Origin of the sequence: Thauera sp. AutoDN2 (assembly GCF_051280715.1) — a bacterium.
In the GTDB taxonomy this organism is placed as follows: domain Bacteria; phylum Pseudomonadota; class Gammaproteobacteria; order Burkholderiales; family Rhodocyclaceae; genus Thauera.
Genome location: NZ_JBNCAR010000007.1, coordinates 110,513 through 135,274, shown reverse-complemented (window position 1 = coordinate 135,274; position 24,762 = coordinate 110,513). Strand labels below are relative to the sequence as shown.

The window sequence follows — 24,762 nt, the reverse complement described above, 5'->3', positions numbered from 1 at the left end:
AACCGGACCGGAGGCTTCGGTCTGGATGCGGGTTTTCGGGGACGTCTCTGCACACATCGCGGCAGCGTCAACCTGGCGCAGGCGCGCGCTGCGCGGGAGCGGGGCCTGCCCGCGAACGAGGCGGTTTCACGGCCGGGCCCACTCCTGCTCCTACTCGCACTGCACTCCTGCTCCCACGCCCACGGACGAAGCTCAGTCGGCCTGACGGCGCAGGAAAGCCGGGATGTCGTAGGTGCCGACACCGCTGGTGCTCATGGCCTCGACCGTCGAGCTGCGGCGGTTGCGGATCACGGCCGGCACGTCCAGGCTGTTCATGTCGACGTTGCCGCCCATGGACGGACCGTAGGTGCCCGTGCCCTGCACCACCTGCATGACCGGCTGGCGCGCCGCGCGCGGCGCACCGAGCCCGGTAGCCACGACGGTGATGCGGATACGGTCTTCCATGGCGTCCTCGAACACGGTGCCGTACTTGACGAAGGCCTCGGGCGCGGCGAAAGCCTGCACCGTCTTCACTGCATCGCGCACTTCGGACATCTTCAGCGACTTGCTGGCGGTGATGTTGATCAGCACGCAGCGCGCGCCGGAGAGCTCGGTGCCCTCGAGCAGCGGCGACACGGCGGCCTGTTCGGCTGCGATGCGGGCGCGGTCCAGACCGGCGGCCTCGGCCGAGCCCATCATCGCACGGCCCATCTCGGCCATCGCGGTGCGTACGTCCTGGAAGTCGACGTTGACCAGACCGGGGACGTTGATGATCTCGGCGATGCCTCCCACCGCCGAGCGCAGCACGTTGTCGGCGGAGCGGAAGCACTCCTCGAAGCCGGCGTCGTCACCATACACATCGAGCAGCTTGTCGTTGAGCACCACGATCAGCGAATCGACGTGGCGGGTCAGCTCCTCGACGCCGCTTTCGGCGACACGGATGCGGTTCTCGAAGTCGAACGGCTTGGTCACCACCGCGACGGTCAGGATGCCCATCTCCTTGGCGATCTCGGCCACCACGGGCGCTGCACCGGTGCCGGTACCACCGCCCATGCCGCCAGTAATGAACACCATGTGTGCGCCTTCGAGCACCGCGGCGATGTCCTCGCGCGACTCCTGCGCGGCCGCACGGCCCGCTTCGGGCTTGGAGCCGGCACCGAGACCGGTGTTGCCGAGCTGAACCTTGACCGGCGCCAGGCAGCGCTTGAGCGCCTGGGCGTCGGTGTTGGCAGAGATGAAGTGCACGCCCTTCACCCCCTCGCGGATCATGTGATCGACCGCGTTCCCCCCAGCGCCGCCGACGCCGATGACCTTGATCACGGTCCCGGTCGGTTCCTTCTCAACGATTTCAAACATTTGCCTCGCCTCCTGAATTGACGGTCCTGCTCAACACCGAACGCCGATCTGCCTGCATCTAGTATTTTCCGCGAAGTCTACTACTAAATAACCTGCGATGATCCAGCATTCATTCAAAATGACTTGCGCACCCGGCACGGTTCAGAAATTACGTTCAAACCACGCCTTCATGCGCCCGAAAACCTGTTTCATGCTGCGCGTCTCCCGCGCCTGGATGCCCCTGCGCCGCTGTGCGGCACCTTCCATCACCAAGCCCATCGCGGTGGCGTAGCGCGGCTGGCACACCACGTCCGCCAGACCACCGTCGTACTGCGGCGCGCCAACCCGCGCCGGCATGTGGAACACCTCCTCCGCCAGCTCGGCCATGCCGCGCATCACCGACGAGCCGCCGGTCAGCACGATGCCCGAGGACAGCAGCTCCTCGTAGCCGCTGCGGCGCAGCTCGGCCTGCACCAGCTCGAAGAGCTCGGAGACGCGCGGCTCGATCACGTCGGCCAGGGCCTGGCGCGAGAGCTTGCGCGGCGGGCGATCGCCCACCCCGGGGACCTCGATCATCTCCTCGGGGTCGGCCATCTGATGCATCGCCACGCCGTGGCGGATCTTGATCTCCTCGGCCTCGGAGGTCGGCGTGCGCAGCGCCATCGCGATGTCGTTGGTGATCTGGTCGCCCGCGACCGGTATCACTGCGGTGTGGCGGATCGCGCCCTGCGTGAACACCGCGATGTCGGTGGTGCCGCCGCCGATATCGACCATGCACACGCCGAGCTCCTTTTCGTCCTCGGTCAGCACCGCATGGCTGGAGGCGAGCGGCTGCAGGCTCAGGTCCATGACCTCCAGCCCGCAGCGGCGCACACACTTGATCACGTTCTGCGCCGCGGACACCGCGCCGGTGACGATGTGCACCTTCACCTCGAGCCGTACGCCGCTCATGCCGATCGGCTCGCGCACGCCGCCCTGGCCGTCGATGATGAACTCCTGCGTGAGGATATGCAGGATCTGCTGTTCGGCCGGGATCGGCATCGCGCGCGCAACCTCGATCACGCGCTCCACGTCCATGGTCGAGACTTCCTTCTCCTTGATCGCGACCGTGCCGCTGGAGTTGAAGCTCTTGATGTGGCTGCCCGCGATCCCGGTATAGACCTCGGCAATCTTGCAGTCGGCCATGACCTCGACCTCCTGCACCACGCGCGAGATCGCGTCGACCGTGGCCTCGATGTTGACCACCACGCCGCGCTTGAGGCCGTTCGTCGGCTGCGTGCCGAGGCCGATCACGTTGAGCCTGCCGTCCGGCTTCACCTCGGCCACCATGCAGGTGATCTTGGCCGTGCCAATGTCCAGACCGACGATCAATTCTTTGTATTCCTTGCTCATTTCCTGCCTTTCCTGCCGGAGGAGGGCTCGGCCTGTTGCAGTACCGAGGCGTCGGCCGGCGTCAGCGCGAACCCACCCGGGTAGCGCAGATCCGCCAGCCTGATGTCGATGTCGATTTCCTGTTGCACCCGCGGCCACACGGCGATGAAGCGCTGCAGCCGCTCGGCCAGCGGGGATTTGTCACGCTCGCGGCCGAGCACGATGGTCATGCCATTGTCGAGCTGCAGCTGCCACGCTTCGCGTGCAGACAACGCCAGTCCGACCAGGCGCACGCCCAGCGGCTCGAGCATGCTGGAAAACTCGTGATGGCGCGCCAGCAGCCACTGCGAGGACCCCTGCGGGCCGTCGAACTGAGGCATGTCCCCATTGCTGGCGGCGACGAACACTTCGCCCTGGCGGTTAACCAGGCGCGCCTCGCCACTGTCGGACACGGTCCAGTAGGCGACGGCCTCGTGCTCCTGCAGGCGCAGTTCGAGCGCATCCGGCCAGCGCCGGCGCACCTCGGCCTTGCGCACCCAGGGCAGCTTCTCGAAGGTCGCCTTCACCGCGGCGAGATCGACCGTGAAGAAATTTCCCTGCACGGCGAGACGGGCGGCGTATTCGAGCTGCTCCTCGGTGACCTGTGCGGGCTTGGTCGCAACCACCAGCTCGCGCAGCGGAAACAGCGGACGCGAAAGGAACCAGGTCACCAGCGCCCAGCCGAGCGCGACCGCAGCGGCAAGGGTGAGCAGGTCGGAGATCAGGTTCAGCAAGGCCGGACGGTGCCACAGGCCCTTCTCCTGCCCGGCGCGCGGGCGCGCACCGCCCGCTGCCGCCGAACGGGCGGAACGGATCGAGGCAGGGCGGGCCTGGATCTCAGCCAAGGCGAGCTCCTTCCAGAATCCGCAGGCACAGCGCGGTGAAGTCCAGCCCGGCGACGCGGGCCGACATCGGCACCAGCGAGTGACCGGTCATGCCCGGCGAGGTGTTCATCTCGAGCAGATAGGGCCGGCCATCGGTGGTGAGGATGAGGTCGGCACGCCCCCAGCCGCGGCAGCCCAGCACCCGCGCAGATTTCATCACCAGCGCCTGCAGTGCGGCCTCCTGCTCGGCCGGCAGGCCGCAGGGGCAATCGTAGCGCGTGTCGTCGGTGAAGTACTTGTGCTGGTAATCGTAGTTGCCGTCCGGCGCGACGATACGCACGAGCGGCAAGGCATGATCCTCGAGGAAGGGCGCGGTGAGCTCGTCGCCGACGATGAACTCCTCGGCGATCACCAGGCTGTCGTAACCCGCGGCAAGTTCCCACGCCGCGCGCAGTTGCCCCGGCTCGGTGACCTTGGTCGCGCCCATGCTCGACCCTTCATGCACGGGCTTGACGAAGATCGGCAAGCCGAGCTCGGTCACCACCGCATCCCAGTCGGTATCGCGCTCCAGGATGGCGTAGCGCGGCGTGGGCAGGCCGGCGGACAGCCACACCATCTTGGTGCGCCACTTGTCCATCGACAGGGCCGAAGCCATGACGCCGCTGCCGGTGTATGGGATCGCCATCAGCTCCAGCGCGCCCTGCACCGTGCCGTCCTCGCCGCCACGGCCATGCAGGGCGATGAACACGCGCTCGAAGCCCTCTTCCTTGAGGATGTGCAGATCACGCTCGGCGGGATCGAAGGGGTGCGCATCCACCCCCGCCGCCTGCAGCGCCGCGAGCACCGCGCTGCCCGACATCAGCGAAACCTCGCGCTCGGCGGAGGAGCCGCCGAACAACACCGCAACCTTTCCGAACCGGGCCTTCACGCTGCTTCCTCGATGCTGGCGAGCTTGCCCGGCACTGCGCCGATGCTGCCCGCGCCCATGGTGATGACGACATCGCCGTCGCGCGCGGCGGACAGGATCATGCGCGGCATGTCGGCGATGTCCTCGACGAAGACGGGCTCGACCGCGCCCGCCACGCGGATCGCACGCGCCAGCGAGCGGCCGTCCGCGGCGACGACCGGGGCCTCGCCGGCGGCATAGACCTCGGCCAGCAGCAGACCGTCGACGGTGGACAGAACCTTCACGAAATCCTCGAAGCAGTCGCGTGTGCGCGTGTAGCGGTGAGGCTGGAAGGCGAGCACCAGGCGGCGGCCCGGGAAGGCACCGCGCGCCGCGGCGATGGTCGCTGCCATCTCCACCGGGTGATGCCCGTAGTCGTCGATGAGGGTGAAGCTGCCGGCCTCGTCACCGTCCTGGTCCAGCAGCGCAACCTCGCCGTAGCGCTGGAAGCGGCGGCCAACGCCGCGGAAATCCGCCAGCGCCTTCACGATCGCTGCATCGGGCACCTGCACCTCGGTCGCCACCGCGATTGCGGCGAGCGCGTTGAGCACGTTGTGCATGCCGGGCAGGTTCAGCTCGATCGCCAGCCGGCTGGTCGTGCCATTGACGCGCACGCAATCGAACAGCATGCGCCCGCCCTCCGCGCGCACGTTCTCGGCGCGGATATTGGCTTCCGGCGAGAAGCCGTAGCGGACGATCTGCTTCGCGACCCGGGGCATGATCTCGCGCACGTTCGGGTCGTCCGCACACAGCACCGCCACGCCATAGAAGGGCAGGCGCTGGAGGAAATCGACGAAGGCCTGCTTGACGCGACCAAAGTCGTGGCCATAGGTGTCCATGTGATCGGCGTCGATATTGGTCACCACCGAGATCACCGGATTGAGGAGCAGGAAGGAGGCGTCGGATTCGTCCGCCTCCGCCACCAGGTAGTCGCCCTTGCCCAGGCGGGCGTTGGCACCGGCTGCATTGAGGCGTCCGCCGATCACAAAGGTGGGGTCGATGCCGCCCTCGGCCAGAATGCTCGCGACCAGCGAGGTGGTGGTGGTCTTGCCGTGAGTTCCCGCAATGGCGATGCCATGCTTGAAGCGCATCAGCTCGGCGAGCATCTGTGCGCGCGGCACCACCGGAATCTGGCGGGCGCGCGCCGCGAGCACTTCGGGGTTGTCCGCCTTCACGGCCGTGGAGACGACGACCACGTCTGCCGCATCGACATTGGTGGCGTCGTGGCCGCGCACGACCCGCGCCCCCATCCTCTGCAGGCGGCGGGTGGCGGCGTTGTCGCCGAGATCGGAGCCACTCACACGGTAGCCCTGGTTGGCCAGCACCTCTGCGATGCCGCTCATGCCGGAGCCGCCGATGCCGACGAAATGGATGTTCCGCACCTTATGCTTCATTGCTGTACTCCACCGGCCAGTTCGGCACATGCGTTGGCAACCGCCACTGCGGCGAGCGGCTTGGCGAGCGCCCGGGCGTTCTCGGCCATCTGCAGCAGTCGGCCGCGATCGAGGCTGGCGAGGATGCCCGCCAGACGCTCGGGCGTGAGTTCGGACTGCGGTAGCAGGTAGGCGCCCGCGCGGTCGGCGAGGAAGCGCGCGTTGCCGGTCTGGTGGTCATCCACCGCATGCGGGAAAGGCACCAGCAGGCTGGCCACACCCGCCGCGGCGAGTTCCGCCACGGTCAGCGCGCCCGCGCGGCAGATCACCAGATCGGCGTCGGCATAAGCCGCCGCCATGTCGGCGATGAAGGGCCGCAGATCGCCCTCGACCTGGGCGCGTGCATAGGCTGCGCGCAAGGCCTCGATCTGGCGTTCGCCCGCCTGGTGCACGACCACCGGACGCTGCTCTGCGGGAAGCCGCAGCAGCGCCTGCGGTACGGTCTCGTTGAGCACCGCGGCCCCCAGGCTGCCACCGACCACGAGCACGCGCAGCGGCCCCTCGCGTCCTGCCATGCGCTCTGCGGGCGGGACCACCGCAGCGATGTCGGCACGCACCGGATTGCCCAGCCACTCCGCCTTCTCCAGCACCTCGGGGAACCCGCTCAGCACGCGGTCGGCGACCTTCGCCAGCACCCGGTTGGCGAGCCCCGCGACCGAATTCGATTCGTGCAGCACCAGCGGGCGGCCGAGCAGTGCCGCCATCATGCCGCCCGGGAAGGTGATGTAGCCGCCCATGCCGAGCACCACGTCGGGGCGCACACGACGCAGCGCGCGCAGCGCCTGCCAGAATCCGCGCAGCAGGTTCAGCGGCAGCAGCAGCTTACGGACCAGCCCCTTGCCACGCAGTGCGCCGAAGCGCACCCAGGCGGTTTCATAGCCGCGCGCGGGGACGATGCGCGCCTCCATGCCATCCGGGTTGCCCATCCAGACGATGCGCCAGCCGCGTGCGCGCAGTTCCTCTGCCACCGCGATCCCGGGGAAGATGTGGCCACCCGTGCCACCGGCCATCACCATCAGCGTCTTCATGCACGGCCTCCGCGCATGAGCTGTCGGTTCTCCCAGTCGACACGGAGCAGGATGCCGAGCGCGACGCAGTTGGCCACGATGCCCGAACCGCCGAAGCTCATCAGCGGCAGGGTCAGGCCCTTGGTCGGCAGAAGCCCCATGTTGACGCCCATGTTGATGAAGGACTGCACGCCGATCCACAGGCCGATACCCTGCGCCACCAGCCCGGAGAAGTAGCGCTCGAGCTTGATCGCCTCACGGCCGATCAGGAAGGCTCGCTGCACGATCAGGGCGAACAGGACCACCACGGTGAGCACACCGACGAAGCCGAGCTCCTCGGCGATCACCGCGAGCAGGAAGTCGGTATGCGCTTCGGGCAGGTAAAACAGCTTCTCCACGCTGCCGCCGAGGCCGACCCCGAACCACTCCCCGCGCCCGAAGGCGATCAGCGAGTGCGAGAGCTGGTAGCCCTTGCCGAAGGCGTCCTGCCACGGGTCCATGAAACCGAAGATGCGGTCGCGGCGATACGGCGAGGTCCAGATCAGGATCACGAAGCCGATCAGCGCGAGCACCGCGAGCAGGCCGAACACCCGCACGTTGAGGCCACCGAGGAACAGCACCCCGAAGGCGATGGTAGTGATGACGACGAAGGCGCCGAAATCCGGCTCGCGCAGCAGCAGGAAGCCTACGAACAGGATCACTACGAGCATGGGCAGGAAGCCCTTGATGAAGCTTCCCATCACGTCGAGCTTGCGCACGGTGTAGTCGGCTGCGTACAGCGCCGCGAAGATCTTCATCAGCTCCGAGGGCTGCATGTTCACCGGCCCGAGCGACAGCCAGCGCTGCGCACCATTGACCTCGCGCCCGACCCCCGGGATCAGCACCACGACCAGCAGCACCACGCCGGCGACGAAGAGCGCGGGGGCCAGCTGCTGCCAGCGCGCCATCGAAAACTGGAAGCTGACCAGTCCCAGGCCGATGCCTACGGCGAGGAAGACCGCGTGGCGCATGAGAAAATAGTGCGACTGATGACCGGTGAAGCGGCTCCCCTCGGCGATCGCGATCGATGCCGAATAGACCATGACCAAGCCCAGCAGCAGCAGCGCGACCGTCGACCAGATCAGCAGCAGGTCGAGTTCGCGCGCCGGCGCGGAAGCCTGCCGCGCGAGCCGCCCTGCCGCCGAGCGTGCGGGGTCCGGCGCCTGACTGCCGCGGTGGAAGAGCCCGGAGAAGCCGCCCGCGAGTTTCATGAGGCACTCACCCCCGGCAGACGGCGTACCGCAGCGACGAAGACCTCGGCGCGGTGCGCGTAGTTGCGGAACATGTCCAGGCTGGCGCAGGCAGGCGACAGCAGTACGACATCGCCCGCGCACGCAAGCGCGTTGGCACGCAGCACCGCAGCCTCCAGGTCCTGCGCATGCTCGAGGGGAACGCCACACCCTGCGACGGCCGCCTCGATGCGCGCGGCATCGCGTCCGATCAGCACCAGCGCACGCCCGCGCTGCGCGAGCACGGGCGCGAGCGGCGTGAAATCCTGCCCCTTGCCGTCGCCGCCGGCGATCAGCACCACGGGGCAATCCATTCCGGCCAGCGCGGCGACCGTTGCACCGACATTGGTGCCCTTGGAGTCATCGTAGAAGCGCACTCCGTCGGTACGCTCCGCCACCCGTTCGACCCGGTGCGGCAGGCCGCAGAAGGCGATCAGGCCGGGCACGAGGCGGCGCGGCGCGATCCCGAGCCCGCCCTCGCACAGGGCGAGCGCGGCGAGGGCATTGGCCGCATTGTGGCGCCCGGCGAGCGGAAGATCGGCCAGCGCAAGCAGGCGTTCGCCGCCGCGCATCAGCCACGGCGCCCCATCGACATCGGCGAGACCGTACTCGGCATCGGCGCTCGGCGCGGAGACGCCGAAGGAGAGTACGCGCCGCCCCGGCCGGGCCATGGCCGCGACGCGCCGATCCTCGCGGTTGATGACCTGCACGCCCTCGCCCTGAAAGATCGCAGCCTTGGTGGCAGCGTATTCGTCGAGGTCGCGGTAGCGGTCGAGGTGATCATCGGTGATGTTGAGCACGGTGGCCGCCTCGGCGTCCAGGCCCCGCATGGTTTCGATCTGGAAGCTCGAAAGCTCGAGCGCCCAGCACTCCGGCAGCTCGGCACCGATCTCGAGGCGCTGCATCAGCACGTCGAGCGCAGCCGGGCTGATGTTGCCGGCCGCAACCGCGTCGACGCCGGCGGAGCGGGCGAGCGCCGCGGTCAGCGCGGTGGTGGTGGTCTTGCCGTTGGTGCCGGTAATGGCGAGGATACGCGTCTGCTTGCGCACGCCCAGCTCATCGAGCGCCTGGGCGAGCAGGCTCATCTCACCGGTAAGCGGCAACCCGCGGCGGCGCGCCTCGGCCGCCACGCCGGTACGGGGGTCAAGGCCCGGGCTCAGGGCAATGCACTCGATGCCATCCAGCACCTCGGCACCGAACGACCCGGTAACGATCTCGGCCAGCGGCGCATCCGCCCGCAGTGCATCCAGCCCCGGCGGCGCAGTACGGCTGTCCGCCACGCGCAGGCGCGCACCCCGCAGCGCGCACCAGCGCGCCATGGCGAGGCCCGATTCACCGAGCCCGAGGACGAGAACATGTTTGCCCGTGAGTGCGCTCATCTCAGTTTCAGCGTCGACAACCCGAACAGCACCAGCATGATGGTGATGATCCAGAAGCGGACCACGACCTGCGTCTCCTTCCAGCCGCCCAGCTCGTAGTGGTGATGCAGGGGGGCCATGCGGAAGATGCGCTTGCCGCCGGTGGCCTTGAAGTACAGCACCTGCAACATCACCGAGAGGGTTTCGGCGACGAACAGGCCGCCCATGATGAAGAGCACGATCTCCTGGCGGACGATCACCGCGATCGTGCCGAGCGCGGCACCGAGCGCGAGCGCACCGACGTCGCCCATGAAGACTTCGGCTGGATAGGCGTTGAACCACAGGAAACCAAGTCCGGCGCCGCAGATCGCACCGCAGAACACCGCCAGCTCACCGGCACCGGCCACGTAGGGCACACCCAGGTATTTGGCGAACCCGGCATGACCGGCCACGTAGGCGAAGATCGCCAGCGCACCCGCCACCATCACGGTGGGCATGATCGCCAGCCCGTCCAGACCGTCGGTGAGATTCACCGCATGGCTGGTACCGTTGATCACGAAATAGGTCAGCGCGACGAAGCCGAAGATGCCCAGCGGATAGGCGACCGCCTTGAAGAAGGGCACGATCAGCTCGGTTTCGGCCGGCGTGCTCGCCGTAAGGCCGAGGTAGATGGCCGCAGCGAGCGCAATCGCCGAGGTCCACAGGTATTTCCACCGGCTTGCCAGCCCCTTCGGGTCACGATGCACCACCTTGCGCCAGTCATCTACCCAGCCCACCGCACCGAAGCCGAGGGTGACGAACAGGGTCACCCACACGTAATCGTTCTTCAGGTCGCCCCACAGCAGCATCGTGATGCCGATCGCGATCAGGATCAGTGCGCCGCCCATGGTCGGCGTCCCCGCCTTCGTGAGGTGGGATTTCGGGCCATCATCACGCACCGCCTGGCCAATCTTCTTGGCGGCGAGCCAGCGGATGACGCCGGGCCCCGCAATCAGCGAGATCGCCAGCGCGGTGAGCGCCGCGAGCACCGTCCTCAGCGTGATGTAGCCGAAGACGTTGAAGCCCCGGATGTCCTGGCCAAGCCAGAGTGCAATTTCCAACAACATTTCAGGATCCGCCGTGTTCCGAAGGGGTTGGGCCCTGCATCGCAGCGAGCAAATCCGCCACCCTTTCCATCCGCATGAATCGCGAGCCCTTCACCAGCACCACCGAGTCTGCATTCAGCCGCGGCGCGAGCGCGCCGACCAGTGCTTCGGGCGAGGCAAAATGACGCCCGCCCTCACCGAAGTTGCGTACCGCCACCGTGCTCATGTCGCCCAGCGCGAACAGGCCGTCGATGCCCTTGCTCTTCGCATAGCCACCGATTTCGTCGTGCACCTGGGCGCAGGTTTCACCGACCTCACCCATGTCACCCAACACGAGCCAGGTGTTGCCGGGCGTCGCCGCGAGCACGTCGATCCCCGCCCGCACCGAATCCGGGTTGGCGTTGTAGCTGTCGTCCAGAATCAACGCGCCCCGGGGTCCCTCGCGACGCTGGAGCCGGCCGCGGGTGCCCGCGAAACCGCTCAGCCCTTCGATCACCGCATCGAGCCCGGCGCCTGCCGCGAGACACGTCGCTGCGGCAGCGAGCGCGTTGTGTGCGTTGTGCAGTCCCGGCACCTGCAGGGCAAACTCCACGCACCCTTGCGGGCTGTCGAGTTCGAGCCGCGAACCGAGGCCGCGGAGGGTACACCGGCCGCGGACATCGGCCGCGTGCTCGATACCGAATGTCACAATCGCGCGGCCTTCGTTGATACCGCGCCAGTACGCCGCATGCGCGTCGTCCGCGTTGACCACCGCCACGCCCGCGGCGCCAAGGCCGCCGTAGATGGCGCCCTTCTCGCGGGCGACGTCCTCGACACTGCCCAGCCCCTGCAGGTGGGCACGCTGGGCGTTGTTGACCAGGGCCACGGTGGGTTGCGCGAGCCCGCTCAGGTAGCCGATCTCGCCTGGATGGTTCATGCCCATCTCCACCACCGCCGCACGGTGGAAGTCGCGCAGCTCGAGCAGGGTCAGCGGCAGCCCGATGTCGTTGTTCAGGTTGCCACGCGTCGCCAGCACGGACTCATCGCCGTAGCCGTCCGCGTGCGCCTGCGCGCGCAGGATCGCGGCACACATCTCCTTCACCGTGGTCTTGCCGTTACTGCCGGTGACGCCGATCACCGGCAGCGCGAACCGCGCGCGCCAGGCAGAAGCCAGCGTGCCGAGCGCGCGCCGGGTGTCGTCGACGATCAGCAAGGGCAGGCCTTCACCGGCATCGGGATTGGCCGCGGCCCAGGCCGCATCCACCATCGCCGCAGCCGCGCCGGCGCGGGCCGCAGCCGCCAGGAATGTGTGTCCGTCGAAACGCTCTCCGCGCAAGGCGACGAAGAGCTGCGCCGGAACGACGGAGCGGCTGTCCGTGCCCACGCGCTCGAAGCGAGCCGAGCCCACGTGGCGTGCGCCGTGCGCGACCAGCGCCCGTACCGCGTCGTGCAGGCTCATCATCGCTCGCCCCCCTTTACGTGCCAGGCGCGCAGTGCCTTGCGGGCCTGCTCGATGTCGGAGAACGGCAGGCGCTCCCCGAGGACCTCTTGATAGGGCTCGTGCCCCTTGCCGGCGAGGAGCACGACATCGTCCGGCCCCGCCTCCACGATCGCGCGCTCGATCGCCTGCGCACGATCGACGATCCGCTCCGCTTCGGCACCTGCGCCGGCCGCGATGGCATCGATGATCCGCAGCGGATCCTCCGAACGCGGGTTGTCGCTGGTGACCACGACGCGGTCGGCCAGGTTGCGGGCGATCTCCCCCATCAGCGGCCGCTTGCCCGGATCGCGGTCCCCGCCGCAACCGAACACGCATACCAGCCTTCCGCGCCGCGTATGCACGGTCCCGCGCAAGGCTTCGAGTACCTTGGCCAGCGCATCCGGCGAGTGCGCATAATCGACCACCACCAGCGGCTCGCAGACGCCCCCCACAAGCTGCATGCGCCCCTGCGGAGGAACCAGGCGCGACAGCACCGGAACCAGATCGTCAAAACTGACGCCGCGCGCAAGCAGGGCGCCAGCCACCGCGACGACGTTGGAAACGTTGAACGGAGCGACCATGCGCACGTTCACCTCGGCCTCACGACCTTCCCAAGCCAGCGTGAAACGCAAGCCTGCGGGCGCAGCCTGCAGGCGGTCAGCGAGCAGAACCCGCGCACCGGGAACGGCGGTCAGGTTCGCGCCATAGCGGGTGCACGCGATGACGCTCCCCCCTTGGTCAACCAGCCGGCGCGCAAGGACCAGGCCGAAGGCATCATCGATGTTGATCACCGACGCGCGGAGCTCGGGGCGACTGAAGAGCCGGCTCTTCGCCTCCGCATACCGGTCCATGGTGCCGTGGTAGTCGAGGTGATCACGACTGAGGTTGGTGAAGATTGCGACATCGAAGCGAGCGCCGTTCACACGGCCCTGATCCAGCCCGATCGAGGATACTTCCATCGCAGCAGACGACGCGTCGGCGGCGCGAAAGCGCCCGAACCAGCGATGCAGCTCCAGCGCATCCGGCGTGGTATTCAGGCCTTCCTCGAGATCATCGGGGAAACCGCAGCCCAGCGTGCCGACCACGCCGCAGCGCTCACCCAGCTCGCCGCAGGCGCGCGCCAGCATCTGGCTCACCGTGGTCTTGCCGTTGGTGCCGGTCACCCCGGCCAGCCAGAGGGAAGAGGACGGCTGGCCATGGATCTCGTTCGCCAGAAATCCCGCCAGTTCGCGCAGCCCCTGCACCCCGAAGGCGGGAACGCCAAAGCCGCTGGCGACGAATCCATCGCCCTCTTCCCACAGCAGCGCGGCTGCGCCCCGCGCCGCAGCATCGGCAAGATAGCGACGTCCGTCGGTGCGAACACCGGGCCAGGCCGCAAAGATGCAGCCGGGCACGACCTTGCGCGAATCGGCGGTGATGTCGGTTGCTGCCACACCCGCTGCACGCAGGCGCTCGAGCAGGGCGAGGGCCCGTTCGGTGCTCACATGCGCTCCCGAGAGACCTCAGCGGCCGGCTCATCCGCGGCGCTGCGCCGGGCCAGTTGCAGCGGCGTCAGCGGCACATCGGGCGCAACGCCCAGCGTGCGCAGCGCACCTTCGGCAATGCGCGAGAACGCAGGCGCAGCCACCGCGCCGCCGAAGTACTGGCCTGCCGAGGGCTCGTCCACCATCACCGCCACCACGATGCGCGGATTGTTCGCCGGCGCGAAGCCGACGAAGGACGAAATGTACTTACGCGCGTAGCGGCCATCCTCGAGCTTGTGCGCGGTACCGGTCTTGCCTGCGACGGTGTATCCGGGCACCTGTGCCTTGGGCGCAGTTCCGCCGGGGCCTGCCGCCAGGTGCAGCATGGCGCGCATCTGGCGCGCAGTCTCGCTCGAGAACACGCGCCTGCCCGAAGACGGCAGGCCGTCGACGCGAGTCAGCGACAGCGGCACGAGCTCACCGTCGCGGGCGAACACCATGTAGGCGCGCGCCATCTGGATCAGGCTCGTGGAAATGCCATGCCCATACGACATGGTAGCCTGCTCGATGGGGCGCCAGTTCTTGGCCGGCCGCACACGTCCGGACGTCTCTCCGGGGAAGCCAAGATTCAGCGCCGCGCCGAAGCCAAGCTGATCGAAAAGGTGCCACATCTCGTCAGGGCTGAACTGCTGGGCCATCTTCACCGTGCCGACGTTCGAAGATTTCTGCACGATCTCGGACACGGTCATCACGCCATGGCGCTTGGTGTCAGAAATCGTGGCGGCACCGATGGTCATACGCCCGTTGCCGGTATCAATCGCGGTATCGGCACGCACCTTGCCGCGCTCCAGCGCGAGCGCGGCGATGAAGGGCTTCATCACCGAACCGGGCTCGAAGGAGTCGGTGAACGCCCGGTTGCGCAGCTGCGCACCCGTCAGCCCGGAGCGGTTGTTGGGGTTGAAGGTCGGTGCATTGACCAGCGCCAGCACCTCGCCCGTACGCGTGTCGAGCACCACCGCAGAGGCCGCCTTGGCCTTGTGCTCGTGCATCGCGTCACGCAGGGCCGACCACACCAGGTATTGAATCTTGCCGTCAATCGACAGCGCAAGGTCCTCCCCGTCGCGCGGCGAGCGGATCGGCTCGACGTCCTCGACGATCCGGCCGCGGCGATCCTTGATCACGCGGCGTGCGCCCGCCTGACCCGCCAGGCGCTTTTCGAACGCAAGCTCGATGCCCTCCTGACCCTTGTCCTCGACGTCCGTGAAGCCGATCAGGTGGGCCATCACCTCGCCGCCGGGGTAGTAGCGACGGTACTCCCGCTCCTGATGAATCCCCGGCAGCCCCAGGGCAGCGATCTGCGCGGCCACCTCGGGTGGAACCTGACGCTTCAGATAGACGAAATCTCGCCCGGAAGCCAGCCGCCGGTTCAGTTCATTCACGTCCATCTCGAGCATGCGCGCAAGCTCGCGCGCCTGCGCGGGCTCAAACCGCGCATCGGAAGGCAGCGCCCACACCGCGCGCACCGGCGTGCTCACGGCAAGGATGTCGCCGTGACGATCAGTGATGCGGCCACGCGTAGCAGGCACCTCGAGCGTACGCGCGTAGCGCGATTCACCCTTTGCCTGCAGGAAGTCGTGATGGATTCCCTGCAGGTAGAGCGCACGCCCTGCAAGGGCGAGCGAGCACCCCATCAGCGCGAGCATGACCAGCCGCGGCCTCCAGGCCGGAAGTTCGCGCTTGAGCAAGGGATTGTGGTTGAAGGTGACCGAACGCTGTTTCTTCATGACTGCGGCTCCACGACCATCACCTGCCCGGCAGGCGGCAGGCGCATGCCCAGTTTCTCCCGCGCCAGCTTTTCGACGCGGCCGTGCGTCGCCCAGGTGCTCTGCTCGAGTTGCAACTGCCCCCACTCCACCTCGAGTGCCTGCGCGCGCGCCTGCTCGCGCTCGTACTCAGCGTGGAGCTGGCGCGCCTTGTGCTGCGCGGCCACTACGCCAAGCGCACTGGAAACCACGAGTGCGACCAGGACGGCATCGACGCGGATCATCGCGGCGCCTCCGTGCGCTCGGCCACCCGCAGCACCGCACTGCGTGCACGCGGATTGGCCTCGACCTCCTGCTCCGTGGGGCGAATCGCCTTGCCGAGCAACCGCAGCCGCGGCGCAGGCAGGTCGGCCGCCCGCAGCGGGAGACGCCTCGGCAACACAGGAGGGCGCGACTCGTCACGCATGAAACGCTTCACGATGCGGTCTTCCAGCGAGTGAAAGCTGATCACGGCCAGACGCCCGCCGGGTGCGAGGCGCGCCACGCAGGCCGGCAGCACACGACTCAGTTCCTCGAGCTCCTGATTGATGAAAATCCGAAGAGCCTGGAAGGTGCGTGTCGCAGGGTGCTGCCCCGGCTCGCGCGTGCGGACCGCCTTTTCCACGAGCGCGGCAAGTTGTCCAGTGGTTGCGACAGCCCCCCCTGCCCGAGCAGCTGCAATCGCCTTTGCAATCGCATGAGCAAACCGTTCCTCTCCATAATCCCTGATGACCTCCGTGATCTGGCCGACCGAGGCCTCCGCCAGCCATTGCGCCACGGTCTGCCCGCGGCTCGTATCCATGCGCATGTCCAGCGGCGCGTCGTAGCGAAAGCTCATACCCCGGGCGCCCTCATCGAGTTGGGGTGAGGACACCCCCAGATCGAGCAGCACACCGTCCACCCTTTCGACCTGCAACCCGCTCAGCGCTTCGTCCAGCGCGCTGAAGGCGGAGTGCACCAGCGTCAGTCGGGCATCCTCGATCGCCCTTCCCGCAGCAATCGCCATCGGATCGCGATCGAATGCGATCAACCGCCCGTGCGGTCCCAGCCGCTCGAGCACCGCACGGCTATGACCGCCGCGCCCGAACGTGCCATCGACGTAAATTCCGTCGGCACGGATCGCGAGCGCGTCGACTGCCTCGGCGAGCAGGACGCTGACGTGAACCTGCGCGGCCGTCACAGCGCCAGGCTCTCGAAACCCGGCGGCAGCCCGGTCGCGACCAGATCGAGCATCGCCTGCTGCTGCTTCTCCCAAGCCTCGTCCGACCAGAGCTCGAAATGGGTTCCCTGACCGACCAGCCAGACCTGCTTCTCGAGCTTCGCGAACTTGCGCAGCGAGGGTGCAACCAGCACGCGGCCAGCGGCATCGAGCGACTCTTCCTGGGCAAAGCCCACGAGCAGGCGTTTGAGCATCGCCGAGCGTGGATCGAGCCCTGGCGCGGCAAGCACCTGGTCTCGGATCGGCTCCCAGGCAGGCACCGGATAGACGAGGCAGCAGCCGTGAGGATGCGCCGTGAGCACGAGCTGACCACTCTCGGCAGTGAGGGCGTCACGATGCCGCGCCGGGATCGCAAGACGACCCTTCGCATCGAGATTGAGCGCGGCAGCTCCCTGAAACATCACACCCCCTGGCGGCATCGGAAAAGCATCGACTCGACACTTTTTCCCACTTTTTTCCACTTGATCCCACTTTAGTGGAAAGGCCTTGCATGGTCAAGGCAGCAACCTGGGAATCTCTTTGTGACACAATGACTTAACGCACGGCCGAAATCGTGCAATAAATCCTGCAAAATCAAAGGGGATGGAAAATGTGCTCGAGTTCGGCCTCAACCTGAACGCCGCGAAGCCCCTGTGGGAGAAAGTGGGGCAGCAAGCCTGAAAACGGCGCAGGAGGAACGCGAAAAGGCTGCTCATGTGCGTCGCGCGCAGCAGCGGACCGCCCGCGCCGCACGAGCGGCCAGGAATACGGCCGCCGAAGTGGGAATCGCCGAAGCGGGAGTCGCCGAAGCGGGAATGACCAAGAAGCGGCGAGGGGTTTGGGAAGTTCGCCGATAAGCCGGGTTCTGTCGAACACGCCGGCGAGCCGGCAATGTCGGGCAGTCATTCCTCTGGGCGCCGTGTCGCCACGGCGCTCTAGCAGCCTACCCGGGAGCGACGCGAGCCACGCCAATGCTCCCCTATTTGGCCTTGCCCCGGATGGGGTTTGCCGTGCCAGTCCTGTTGCCAGTCCTGCGGTGAGCTCTTACCTGCCGGCACTTTCGCGCCGGCCCGCGCCGCGCTTGCGCACGCCGTGGCACCGTTTCACCCTTGCCTGATCTCCATTGAAGAGCGAACTCTTCAATATGGACTTTTCCACCTTGCGGCGGCCGAGTCCGAGCCATCGGCGGTCTGCTCTCTGTTGCACTTTCCGTCGCCTCACGGCGCCCGGCCGTTAGCCGGCATCCTGCTCTGCGGGGCCCGGACTTTCCTCCACGCACAACGCGGTGCGCAGCGACTGCCTGGCGAACTTCCCGCGTGGATTATACGCAGGCGCGGCCCCGGGCGTGTGATCGAGATGCAGCGTTCAGTTTGCAGCCGGCGCAGCAACGAAGACCGGCTGGCCCTCCTTGAGCGCGAAGCTGCCCACCAAGGCGCCTGGCGGCTGGTTGCCAGGGTTGTCCCAGTCCTGCAGGCGACACTCTTCGGTGCCCGCCAGATACCAACGCGCACCCTGCTGCAAGGCCCACAGCATGTCGCCCGCCTGATAGACCCGCATTTCCACCAGCTCGGTCGAGCCCGGATGGATGCGGATACGTTTCTGACAAGCAGGCAGGCGGGAAACCACCACCGCCTGGCGAAGCTCGTCGTCCCAGAAGAACTTCTGCTCGCGCACCAGGATCAGCGCGTGCTGGCTGCCGTCGATCATGTATGCGGTGGCGCTGTTCTCACAGCCGGCGAGCACAGCCACCAGGCCGAGCGCGGCCAGTACACGGGTCAGAATCTTGCGGTTGGCACGCATCTCACGCTCCCTCGACGAGCTTCCACGCCACCTGCTCGCCAGCACGCAGCGGCACCAGCGGATCGGCGCCGAGGTAGGGATAGCTTGCGGGCACGCTCCACGGCTCTCGACGCAACGTAATCGTGCCTGCATTGGGCGGCAGGCCATAGAAGGCCGGTCCGTTCAGGCTGGCGAAGGCCTCCAGGCGCTCGAGCGCCCCCGCAGCCTCGAACACCTCGGCGTACAGTTCGATACCCGCATGCGCGGTGTAGCAGCCGGCGCAGCCGCAGGCGTTCTCCTTCGTGCTCTGCGCATGCGGCGCGGAGTCGGTGCCGAGGAAGAAACGGGGATTGCCCGAAGTCACCGCCGCCACCAGCGCCTCGCGATGCGTTTCTCGCTTGAGCACCGGGAGGCAGTAATGATGCGGCCGGATGCCACCCGCAAAGATCGCGTTGCGGTTGAGCAGAAGATGATGCGCAGTCACGGTCGCTCCGACATTGGCCCCCGCCGCGCGCACGAACTGTGCGGCCTCCGAGGTGGTGATGTGTTCGAACACCACCTTCAGCCCTGGGAAGCGTCGTACCAGCGGCGACAAGGTACGCTCGATGAACACGCGCTCGCGGTCGAACACATCCACCTCCGCGCCGGTCGCCTCACCATGCACGCACAGCACCATGCCCCGCTTCTCCATGCGCTCGAGCACCGGATAGATCCTGTCGATCGCCGTCACGCCTGCGTCGGAGTTGGTGGTCGCACCCGCCGGGTAGAGCTTGCAGGCGACGATGCGCCCACTGTCCTGCGCCCGGTCGATCTCGTCCGGATCGAGATTGTCGGTGAGGTACAGGCTCATCAGAGGCTCGAACGCCGCCCCCGGCACCGCAGCGAGGATGCGCTCGCGGTACGCCAGGGCCTGCGCAGTGCTCGTCACCGGCGGCTTGAGGTTGGGCATGATCAGTGCGCGACCGAAGCGCGCCGCGGTGTGCGGCACGACGGCTTCGAGCGCGGCATCGTCCCGCACATGGAGGTGCCAGTCGTCGGGACGGACAAGAGTGATCGATTGCATGGCAATTCCTTGTTGGGTGGCCGAATTATAGGCTTTCGCGCGGACTTCCGGGCCGTGGCCACCGGGCCATGGTCAACCGTCCTCGTCCACCTCATCACGCTCGCTGGCATCCGCGCGGCGCGCCAGCGCCAGCGCATACAGGGCCTTGCGCGGTGCGCCGCAGATGTCCGCAGCAAGCTGCGCTGCACTCTTCACCGGCAGGGCGCCCAGCAGCAGATCCAGCACGCGGACGGCCTCCGCATCCAGCCCTTCCGCGGCTGGCGCCCCCTCCACCACAAGTACGAACTCACCCCGAACGCGGTTGGGGTCGGCCGCGAACCAGGCCGGCGCATCCGCCAGCGCCATGCGCACGATCTGTTCGTGCAGCTTGGTCATCTCCCGCGCGACGACGATCTCGCGCGCACCTCCAAAGGCCGCCACCATGTCCGTCACCGACTCCACGACACGATGCGGCGCCTCATAGAACACCAGCGTCGCACGCTCGTCCCGCAATACCGACAGGGCGCTCGCGCGCGCCGCCGGACGAGCGGGCAGGAAGCCCACGAAACGGAAGCCCCCCTCCGCAAAACCCGACACCGAGAGCGCGGCAACCGCAGCGCATGCTCCGGGCAAGGGCACCACGGGGTGGCCTGCCGCCCGCACCCGTGCCACCAGCCGCGCCCCTGGATCCGAAACCGCCGGCGTTCCGGCATCGCTCACCAGCGCCACATGCTGCCCGGCGGCAAGCCGATCGATCAGTTGCCCAGCGGCCGCCTGCTCGTTGTGCTGATGCACCGCCATGGTACGCACGCGCAGACCAAACGCATCGAGCAGGCGCTGGGTGTGGCGCGTGTCCTCGGCCGCCACGACATCGACCGCCCCCAGGACCGCAAGCGAACGCAGGCTGATGTCATGAAGATTCCCGAGCGGCGTCGCCACCACATACAATGACGGCGTACTTGAAAGCGGGCGTTCGGGCAGGGAGATGGAGGCAGGCATGAGCGGAACGAAAGATCTCTGGCAAGGGACCAGCGGCCATCAGGGCCGCACACGGACGGACAGTATCGACGCACGCCGAACCCCCGCGCAAGCGCGCGGCGCCGCTGCGGAAGCGCTTGCCGCCGCCCATCTCGAGCGCAACGGTCTGCGTGTGCTGGCGCGCAACGTGCGCTGCCGCGGCGGCGAGGTGGACCTCATCTGCGCGGAACACGGCGAGGTGGTGTTCGTCGAGGTCCGTTTGCGCAGCAGCGGCCGCTTTGGCGGGGCCGCTGCGAGCATCACCGCCGCCAAACGGCGGCGCGTACTGATTGCGGCGCAGTGGTGGCTGGGCGGCGCCGGGCGCCATCAGTGGGGCGCACCCTGCCGCTTCGACGCCGTGCTGCTCGACGCGCTCGACCCCGCCCGAATCACCTGGTTACGCGGCGCCTTCGATGCCAGCTGAAGCGGCGTGCTAGACTCCGTCGCCCTGTACGCAAGGCCATGGGCATGAACCTCATCGACCGCATCTCGCATCAGTTCGAAGACAACATGCGCAGCACGCTCGAGGCGCTCGAGCTGCTTGCGGCGCCGATCGCCGGCGCGGTTGAGCTGATCACCGCCTGTCTGCTCGAGAACGGCAAGGTGATGGTCTGCGGCGGCAGCGGCTCGGCAGGCGACGCACGCCGCTTCGCCGCGCAACTCGTCAACGGATTCGAGCTCGAGCGCCCGGCGCTCGCGGCGATGGCGCTCAGCGCGGACGCGTCCACCCTCGCGCCCGGTACCGCCGGGATCGACCCGCAGGCGCTCTTCGAGCGCCAGATTGCTGCCTTCGGCCACCCGGGCGACCTGCTCGTTGCGCTATCGCACAGCGGCGACAGCGCGCGCGTCCTCGGCGCCATCCAGGCCGCACACGAACGCGACATGCGCGTCATCGCACTCACCGGGGCCCAGGCCACGGCGATCGCAGAAATCCTGACCCCTGCCGACATCCTGCTCGACGTACCCGCCACACGCACCGCGCGCATCCAGGAACTGCACTTGCTCATTCTGCACTGCCTGTGCGACGGTATCGACTGTGTCTTACTCGGAGAAGAAGACTGATGAATACATCCCTCACCCCGCAGCCCACCCTCGACAAGGACACGCCGCACATCGGCCGGCGCCGGATCCTTCTCGCCCTTGGCGTTGCGGCCCTGCCGCTGCTCCAGGGCTGCTTCCCAGTGGTCGCCACCGGCGTCGGCGCCGGCGCCGCCATGGTTGCCGATCGGCGCACGAGCGGCACCTACGTCGAGGACGAAGGCATCGAGTGGAAGGTGTCTGCGCGCATCCGCGAGCGACTCGGCGACATGGCACACGTGAACGTGACCTCGTACAACCGCAACGTGCTGCTTACCGGCGAGGCGCCGAGCGAGAACATGCGCGCGCAGCTCAATGAGGTCGTGGCCGGGGTCGAGAACGTACGCGGCGTCGTCAACGAAGTCGTGGTTGGTCCGAATTCCACGCTCTCCGCGCGGGCCAACGACACCCTGATCACCTCCAACGTCAAGGCCCGCTTCGTGGATGCACAGCGCTTCTCGGCGCACAGCGTGAAGGTCGTGACCGAGGCGAACGTCGTGTTCCTGCTCGGCATCGTCACCCGCGCCGAGGCCGATGCGGCCGCAGAGATCGCCCGCACCAGCAAGGGGGTACGCAAGGTCGTGCGCGTGTTCGAGTACATCAGCGAAGAAGAAGCCCGCCGCCGCGACAACCCCACCAACGCGAAGCGCTGAGCGGCACCTCCGGCCGCGCCCACGCAGGGCGCCGGCCGGGAGGCAGCAGCCGGCAGCCTCCCGGCCGCAGGGCTCAGGTGGCTGCGTTCGGCGCGCGCGCGGCGAGCGCGTCCAGCAGCTTCTGATGCACCCCGCCGAAGCCGCCGTTGCTCATCACCAGCACGTGGTCTCCGCCCCGGGCGGCAGCGACCACGTCGTCCACCAGGCGTTCGAGCGCCACATACGTCCGTGCCCGCTCCCCCAGCGGCTCGAGTGCGGCCGCAACGTCCCAGTCCAGCCCTTGGGCGTAGCAGAACACCGCGTCGGCCGCCTCGAGGCTGGCGGGAAGCTGCGCCTTCATGGTGCCCATCTTCATGGTATTGGAGCGCGGCTCCAGCACGGCGAGGATACGTCCCCCGGGCTCGCGGCGGCGCAAACCCTCCACCGTCAGCGCGATCGCCGTCGGGTGATGCGCGAAGTCGTCGTACACGCGCACGCCCACCACCGTTCCGCGCAGTTCCAGCCTGCGCCGGATGCCCGCGAAGCGCGCGAGGCTGGCGATCGCCTGGGCCGGGGCGACCCCCACATGACGCGCCGCAGCGACCGCGGCCAGGGCGTTCTCGCGGTTATGGCTGCCGGCCAGCGGCAGTTCCGCCCGTCCCTGCTCCGTCCCGGCGAGCGCGAACACTGCCTCGGCATCGCACCCCCCCGCCTGCGCGGTCCACTGCGCGGGGTCGTTGAACCACTCCAGTTCCGACCAGCAACCGCGCCCGATCACACGCTTCAGGCTGTCCTCACGCGCATTCGCCACGATGCGACCGGAGGCGGGAATGGTCCGCACCAGATGATGGAACTGGGTCTCGATAGCCGCCAGGTCGACGAAAATATCGGCATGGTCGAACTCGAGATTGTTCAGGATCGCGGTGCGCGGCCGGTAATGCACGAACTTCGAGCGCTTGTCGCAGAAGGCAGTGTCGTACTCGTCCGCCTCGATGACGAAGAAGGGCGATTCCGTGAGGCGCGCCGACACGCCAAAATTCTGCGGCACGCCGCCCACGAGAAAGCCCGGGTTCAGCCCCGCATCCTCAAGCATCCAGGCCAGCAGCGAGGTGGTGGTCGTCTTGCCGTGGGTTCCGGCCACCGCCAGCACCCAGCGTCCGGCGAGCACATGCTCGGCCAGCCATTGCGGGCCGGAGACGTAGGGCAGGCCGCGGTCGAGGATCGCCTCGAGCAAGGGATTGCCGCGTGAGACGGCATTGCCCACGACGAATACATCGGCCGCCAGATCGACCTGGGCGGCATCGTAGCCTTCGATCAGGGTGATACCCTGCGCCTCGAGCTGGGTGCTCATGGGCGGGTATACATTGGCGTCGCATCCAGTGACCTTGTGGCCGGCCGCACGCGCCAGCAGCGCGACGCCGCCCATGAAGGTGCCGCAGATACCGAGGATGTGGAGATGCATGGCGAAGTCGCTCCGAGGATGCCGCGAGCGCGCCGCAAGAGCGCGCCGGAAGGGTTGCGAGGCGTTGCGAGGAGGTCGGCGCCGCGCGACACGGGGCGGTCATGCAGCTGCAATCCGCCCGTGTACAATGGACGCGCATTCTACCCGAGCCCGACCATGCCCTCACACGCCCAATCCCTACGCAGTGGCGGCCTGCGGCGCGAGATCGCCGCGCTGGCCGCGCGCATGATGGCCGAAGACGGCATCAGCGACTTCGGCTTCGCCAAACGCAAGGCCGCCAAGCAGTTGGGCGCGACCGACCTGGACGCGCTCCCCAACAACAGCGAGGTCGAAGCCGAACTGCGCGCATGGCTGGCGCTCTACCAGGACGAGGAGCAGCCCGAGCGCCTGTTCGAGATGCGCAGCGCCGCCGTCGAAGTGATGCGCCTGCTTGCGGACTTCCGCCCCTATCTGACCGGCGGCGCACTCGACGGCACCGCGGGGCGCTACTCCGAACTGGAGATCGAGATCTTTCCGGAAAGCACGAAGGACGTGGAGATCTTCTTCCTCAACCAGGACTTCCCCTACGAACACCGCGAGCCGAGACGGCCCGCACCGCATGCACCCGAGGCCGTGCTGAGCTTCGATTGGGGAGAGGTGCCGGTGAAGGTCTCCATCTACCCCTCGTCTGCCGAGCGCAGCCCGCGCCGCGGCCAGGATCGCGCACGGCTCGCCCAGGTCGAGGCGCTGCTCGCGGACGGACTCGCCACGGACACGCCGCCCGCCCCCTTCTGATCTGCCCTTGCGCGCGCTTCGTGCTGCATCGTTCCGGTGTGTCGCCCCGACCCGTTGCGGACGTGCGACCGCGCGGGATCGCTTGCGATGGACGAGACTCGGGCGCACAATCCGCGCACAAAAATCCTCGTGCCGCACTTGATGCGCCTGCGCAAACCGGCACCCAACGTGGACAAAATGCCGCGAAATGCGTCAAACTTGCAGGCATGAAGCACGCAAAACAACAAATGCGGCCACCCCCACAGCGTTGAAGGGCTCGCCCTCAGGCACGCACTGCGACAGATGGCGACGCCGCCGTCTTGGCACGTCATGCTTCGCCCCGCGTCGGCTCATCGACGCCCCCGGCCCGCCGCAAACCGACGGGCCCGCGAATACCAGTCACCCCAGGCCGTCAAGCACACTTCACTGACGG

The 24,762-nt window shown here is 67.8% G+C and carries 23 protein-coding genes and 1 other RNA gene; 4 read left to right on the top strand and 20 right to left on the bottom strand.

Going from position 1 to position 24,762, the window contains the following annotated elements; genetic code table 11:
• Positions 1–192: 192 nt before the first annotated feature.
• From ftsZ to rsmI, 19 genes are all read right to left on the bottom strand, one after another.
• Positions 193–1,335, bottom strand: coding sequence for a cell division protein FtsZ (gene ftsZ, locus ACPT9U_RS06595; protein WP_418364211.1), 1,143 nt, complete (start codon positions 1,333–1,335; stop codon positions 193–195).
• Between the two features lie 141 nt (positions 1,336–1,476).
• Positions 1,477–2,706: a cell division protein FtsA gene (gene ftsA / locus ACPT9U_RS06590; protein WP_435750287.1), complete on the bottom strand. Its 1,230-nt coding sequence runs from the start codon at positions 2,704–2,706 to the stop codon at positions 1,477–1,479.
• Entirely contained in the window at positions 2,703–3,569 is an 867-nt protein-coding gene (locus ACPT9U_RS06585; RefSeq protein WP_418364213.1) for a cell division protein FtsQ/DivIB, read from the bottom strand. The genes ftsA and ACPT9U_RS06585 overlap by 4 nt, the downstream gene beginning before the upstream one ends.
• Positions 3,562–4,476, bottom strand: coding sequence for a D-alanine--D-alanine ligase (locus tag ACPT9U_RS06580; protein WP_418364214.1), 915 nt, complete (start codon positions 4,474–4,476; stop codon positions 3,562–3,564). The genes ACPT9U_RS06585 and ACPT9U_RS06580 overlap by 8 nt, the downstream gene beginning before the upstream one ends.
• Positions 4,473–5,888 (bottom strand): UDP-N-acetylmuramate--L-alanine ligase, encoded by a 1,416-nt coding sequence (gene murC, locus ACPT9U_RS06575; RefSeq protein ID WP_418364215.1) that lies wholly within the window; start codon positions 5,886–5,888, stop codon positions 4,473–4,475. The genes ACPT9U_RS06580 and murC overlap by 4 nt, the downstream gene beginning before the upstream one ends.
• Positions 5,885–6,955: an undecaprenyldiphospho-muramoylpentapeptide beta-N-acetylglucosaminyltransferase gene (gene murG, locus ACPT9U_RS06570; RefSeq protein WP_418364216.1), complete on the bottom strand. Its 1,071-nt coding sequence runs from the start codon at positions 6,953–6,955 to the stop codon at positions 5,885–5,887. The genes murC and murG overlap by 4 nt, the downstream gene beginning before the upstream one ends.
• Complete coding sequence (gene ftsW, locus ACPT9U_RS06565) at positions 6,952–8,184, bottom strand: putative lipid II flippase FtsW (protein ID WP_418364217.1); 1,233 nt, start codon at positions 8,182–8,184, stop codon at positions 6,952–6,954. The genes murG and ftsW overlap by 4 nt, the downstream gene beginning before the upstream one ends.
• The gene (gene murD / locus ACPT9U_RS06560; protein WP_418364218.1) at positions 8,181–9,581 is read right to left on the bottom strand and encodes a UDP-N-acetylmuramoyl-L-alanine--D-glutamate ligase; all 1,401 of its coding nucleotides are present in this window, start codon (positions 9,579–9,581) and stop codon (positions 8,181–8,183) included. Before murD ends, ftsW begins: the two co-directional genes overlap by 4 nt.
• Positions 9,578–10,666, bottom strand: coding sequence for a phospho-N-acetylmuramoyl-pentapeptide-transferase (gene mraY / locus ACPT9U_RS06555; RefSeq protein ID WP_418364219.1), 1,089 nt, complete (start codon positions 10,664–10,666; stop codon positions 9,578–9,580). The genes murD and mraY overlap by 4 nt, the downstream gene beginning before the upstream one ends.
• Before the next feature lies 1 nt (position 10,667).
• On the bottom strand, positions 10,668–12,086 hold the full coding sequence (locus tag ACPT9U_RS06550) for a UDP-N-acetylmuramoyl-tripeptide--D-alanyl-D-alanine ligase (protein ID WP_435750286.1): 1,419 nt from the start codon (positions 12,084–12,086) through the stop codon (positions 10,668–10,670).
• Positions 12,083–13,588 (bottom strand): UDP-N-acetylmuramoyl-L-alanyl-D-glutamate--2,6-diaminopimelate ligase, encoded by a 1,506-nt coding sequence (locus ACPT9U_RS06545; RefSeq protein WP_435750285.1) that lies wholly within the window; start codon positions 13,586–13,588, stop codon positions 12,083–12,085. The genes ACPT9U_RS06550 and ACPT9U_RS06545 overlap by 4 nt, the downstream gene beginning before the upstream one ends.
• Entirely contained in the window at positions 13,585–15,351 is a 1,767-nt protein-coding gene (locus ACPT9U_RS06540) for a peptidoglycan D,D-transpeptidase FtsI family protein (protein ID WP_435750284.1), read from the bottom strand. Before ACPT9U_RS06540 ends, ACPT9U_RS06545 begins: the two co-directional genes overlap by 4 nt.
• A complete protein-coding gene (gene ftsL / locus ACPT9U_RS06535) occupies positions 15,348–15,614 on the bottom strand; it encodes a cell division protein FtsL (RefSeq protein ID WP_418364223.1) in 267 nt (88 codons plus the stop codon). Before ftsL ends, ACPT9U_RS06540 begins: the two co-directional genes overlap by 4 nt.
• Positions 15,611–16,549 (bottom strand): 16S rRNA (cytosine(1402)-N(4))-methyltransferase RsmH, encoded by a 939-nt coding sequence (rsmH, locus tag ACPT9U_RS06530; RefSeq protein ID WP_435750283.1) that lies wholly within the window; start codon positions 16,547–16,549, stop codon positions 15,611–15,613. Before rsmH ends, ftsL begins: the two co-directional genes overlap by 4 nt.
• Positions 16,546–16,989: a division/cell wall cluster transcriptional repressor MraZ gene (mraZ, locus tag ACPT9U_RS06525; RefSeq protein WP_418364225.1), complete on the bottom strand. Its 444-nt coding sequence runs from the start codon at positions 16,987–16,989 to the stop codon at positions 16,546–16,548. Before mraZ ends, rsmH begins: the two co-directional genes overlap by 4 nt.
• A 416-nt stretch (positions 16,990–17,405) precedes the next feature.
• Positions 17,406–17,879: RNase P RNA component class A (gene rnpB / locus ACPT9U_RS06520), an RNA gene on the bottom strand.
• Positions 17,880–17,932: 53 nt separating this feature from the next.
• Complete coding sequence (locus ACPT9U_RS06515) at positions 17,933–18,367, bottom strand: hypothetical protein (RefSeq protein WP_435750282.1); 435 nt, start codon at positions 18,365–18,367, stop codon at positions 17,933–17,935.
• A 1-nt stretch (position 18,368) separates the two neighbouring features.
• Positions 18,369–19,409: a dihydroorotase gene (pyrC, locus tag ACPT9U_RS06510; protein WP_435750281.1), complete on the bottom strand. Its 1,041-nt coding sequence runs from the start codon at positions 19,407–19,409 to the stop codon at positions 18,369–18,371.
• A gap of 72 nt (positions 19,410–19,481) precedes the next feature.
• Positions 19,482–20,387 carry a 16S rRNA (cytidine(1402)-2'-O)-methyltransferase gene (gene rsmI, locus ACPT9U_RS06505; RefSeq protein WP_418364228.1) on the bottom strand — a complete coding sequence of 302 codons (906 nt, stop codon included), beginning with the start codon at positions 20,385–20,387 and terminating at the stop codon, positions 19,482–19,484.
• Between rsmI and ACPT9U_RS06500 the strand changes: the two genes are divergently transcribed.
• The 3 genes from ACPT9U_RS06500 to ACPT9U_RS06490 are packed head-to-tail and all read left to right on the top strand — an operon-like array spanning position 20,386 to position 22,135.
• Positions 20,386–20,829 carry a YraN family protein gene (locus tag ACPT9U_RS06500; protein WP_435750280.1) on the top strand — a complete coding sequence of 148 codons (444 nt, stop codon included), beginning with the start codon at positions 20,386–20,388 and terminating at the stop codon, positions 20,827–20,829. The genes rsmI and ACPT9U_RS06500 overlap by 2 nt on opposite strands.
• A 44-nt stretch (positions 20,830–20,873) precedes the next feature.
• Positions 20,874–21,467, top strand: coding sequence for an SIS domain-containing protein (locus tag ACPT9U_RS06495; RefSeq protein WP_418364230.1), 594 nt, complete (start codon positions 20,874–20,876; stop codon positions 21,465–21,467).
• Positions 21,467–22,135 carry a BON domain-containing protein gene (locus tag ACPT9U_RS06490; RefSeq protein ID WP_418364231.1) on the top strand — a complete coding sequence of 223 codons (669 nt, stop codon included), beginning with the start codon at positions 21,467–21,469 and terminating at the stop codon, positions 22,133–22,135. The genes ACPT9U_RS06495 and ACPT9U_RS06490 overlap by 1 nt, the downstream gene beginning before the upstream one ends.
• A gap of 73 nt (positions 22,136–22,208) precedes the next feature.
• Here the strand turns inward: ACPT9U_RS06490 and mpl are convergent, their stop codons facing one another.
• Positions 22,209–23,576 (bottom strand): UDP-N-acetylmuramate:L-alanyl-gamma-D-glutamyl-meso-diaminopimelate ligase, encoded by a 1,368-nt coding sequence (mpl, locus tag ACPT9U_RS06485; RefSeq protein WP_418364232.1) that lies wholly within the window; start codon positions 23,574–23,576, stop codon positions 22,209–22,211.
• Between the two features lie 156 nt (positions 23,577–23,732).
• On the opposite strand from mpl, the gene ACPT9U_RS06480 reads away from it, so the two are divergent.
• Positions 23,733–24,350 carry a hypothetical protein gene (locus tag ACPT9U_RS06480; RefSeq protein WP_418364233.1) on the top strand — a complete coding sequence of 206 codons (618 nt, stop codon included), beginning with the start codon at positions 23,733–23,735 and terminating at the stop codon, positions 24,348–24,350.
• Positions 24,351–24,762: the final 412 nt, after the last annotated feature.

Excerpts from the sequence above, each read along its gene's own strand:
- ftsZ (WP_418364211.1), bottom strand. The coding sequence starts at position 1,335 with ATGTTTGAAATCGTTGAGAAGGAACCGACCGGGACCGTGATCAAGGTC.
- ftsA (WP_435750287.1), bottom strand. The coding sequence starts at position 2,706 with ATGAGCAAGGAATACAAAGAATTGATCGTCGGTCTGGACATTGGCACG.
- murC (WP_418364215.1), bottom strand. The coding sequence starts at position 5,888 with ATGAAGCATAAGGTGCGGAACATCCATTTCGTCGGCATCGGCGGCTCC.
- murG (WP_418364216.1), bottom strand. The coding sequence starts at position 6,955 with ATGAAGACGCTGATGGTGATGGCCGGTGGCACGGGTGGCCACATCTTC.
- ftsW (WP_418364217.1), bottom strand. The coding sequence starts at position 8,184 with ATGAAACTCGCGGGCGGCTTCTCCGGGCTCTTCCACCGCGGCAGTCAG.
- murD (WP_418364218.1), bottom strand. The coding sequence starts at position 9,581 with ATGAGCGCACTCACGGGCAAACATGTTCTCGTCCTCGGGCTCGGTGAA.
- mraY (WP_418364219.1), bottom strand. The coding sequence starts at position 10,666 with ATGTTGTTGGAAATTGCACTCTGGCTTGGCCAGGACATCCGGGGCTTC.
- ACPT9U_RS06550 (WP_435750286.1), bottom strand. The coding sequence starts at position 12,086 with ATGATGAGCCTGCACGACGCGGTACGGGCGCTGGTCGCGCACGGCGCA.
- ACPT9U_RS06540 (WP_435750284.1), bottom strand. The coding sequence starts at position 15,351 with ATGAAGAAACAGCGTTCGGTCACCTTCAACCACAATCCCTTGCTCAAG.
- ftsL (WP_418364223.1), bottom strand. The coding sequence starts at position 15,614 with ATGATCCGCGTCGATGCCGTCCTGGTCGCACTCGTGGTTTCCAGTGCG.
- mraZ (WP_418364225.1), bottom strand. The coding sequence starts at position 16,989 with ATGTTTCAGGGAGCTGCCGCGCTCAATCTCGATGCGAAGGGTCGTCTT.
- ACPT9U_RS06515 (WP_435750282.1), bottom strand. The coding sequence starts at position 18,367 with ATGCGTGCCAACCGCAAGATTCTGACCCGTGTACTGGCCGCGCTCGGC.
- pyrC (WP_435750281.1), bottom strand. The coding sequence starts at position 19,409 with ATGCAATCGATCACTCTTGTCCGTCCCGACGACTGGCACCTCCATGTG.
- ACPT9U_RS06500 (WP_435750280.1), top strand. The coding sequence starts at position 20,386 with ATGAGCGGAACGAAAGATCTCTGGCAAGGGACCAGCGGCCATCAGGGC.
- rsmI (WP_418364228.1), bottom strand. The coding sequence starts at position 20,387 with ATGCCTGCCTCCATCTCCCTGCCCGAACGCCCGCTTTCAAGTACGCCG.
- ACPT9U_RS06495 (WP_418364230.1), top strand. The coding sequence starts at position 20,874 with ATGAACCTCATCGACCGCATCTCGCATCAGTTCGAAGACAACATGCGC.
- ACPT9U_RS06490 (WP_418364231.1), top strand. The coding sequence starts at position 21,467 with ATGAATACATCCCTCACCCCGCAGCCCACCCTCGACAAGGACACGCCG.
- mpl (WP_418364232.1), bottom strand. The coding sequence starts at position 23,576 with ATGCATCTCCACATCCTCGGTATCTGCGGCACCTTCATGGGCGGCGTC.
- ACPT9U_RS06480 (WP_418364233.1), top strand. The coding sequence starts at position 23,733 with ATGCCCTCACACGCCCAATCCCTACGCAGTGGCGGCCTGCGGCGCGAG.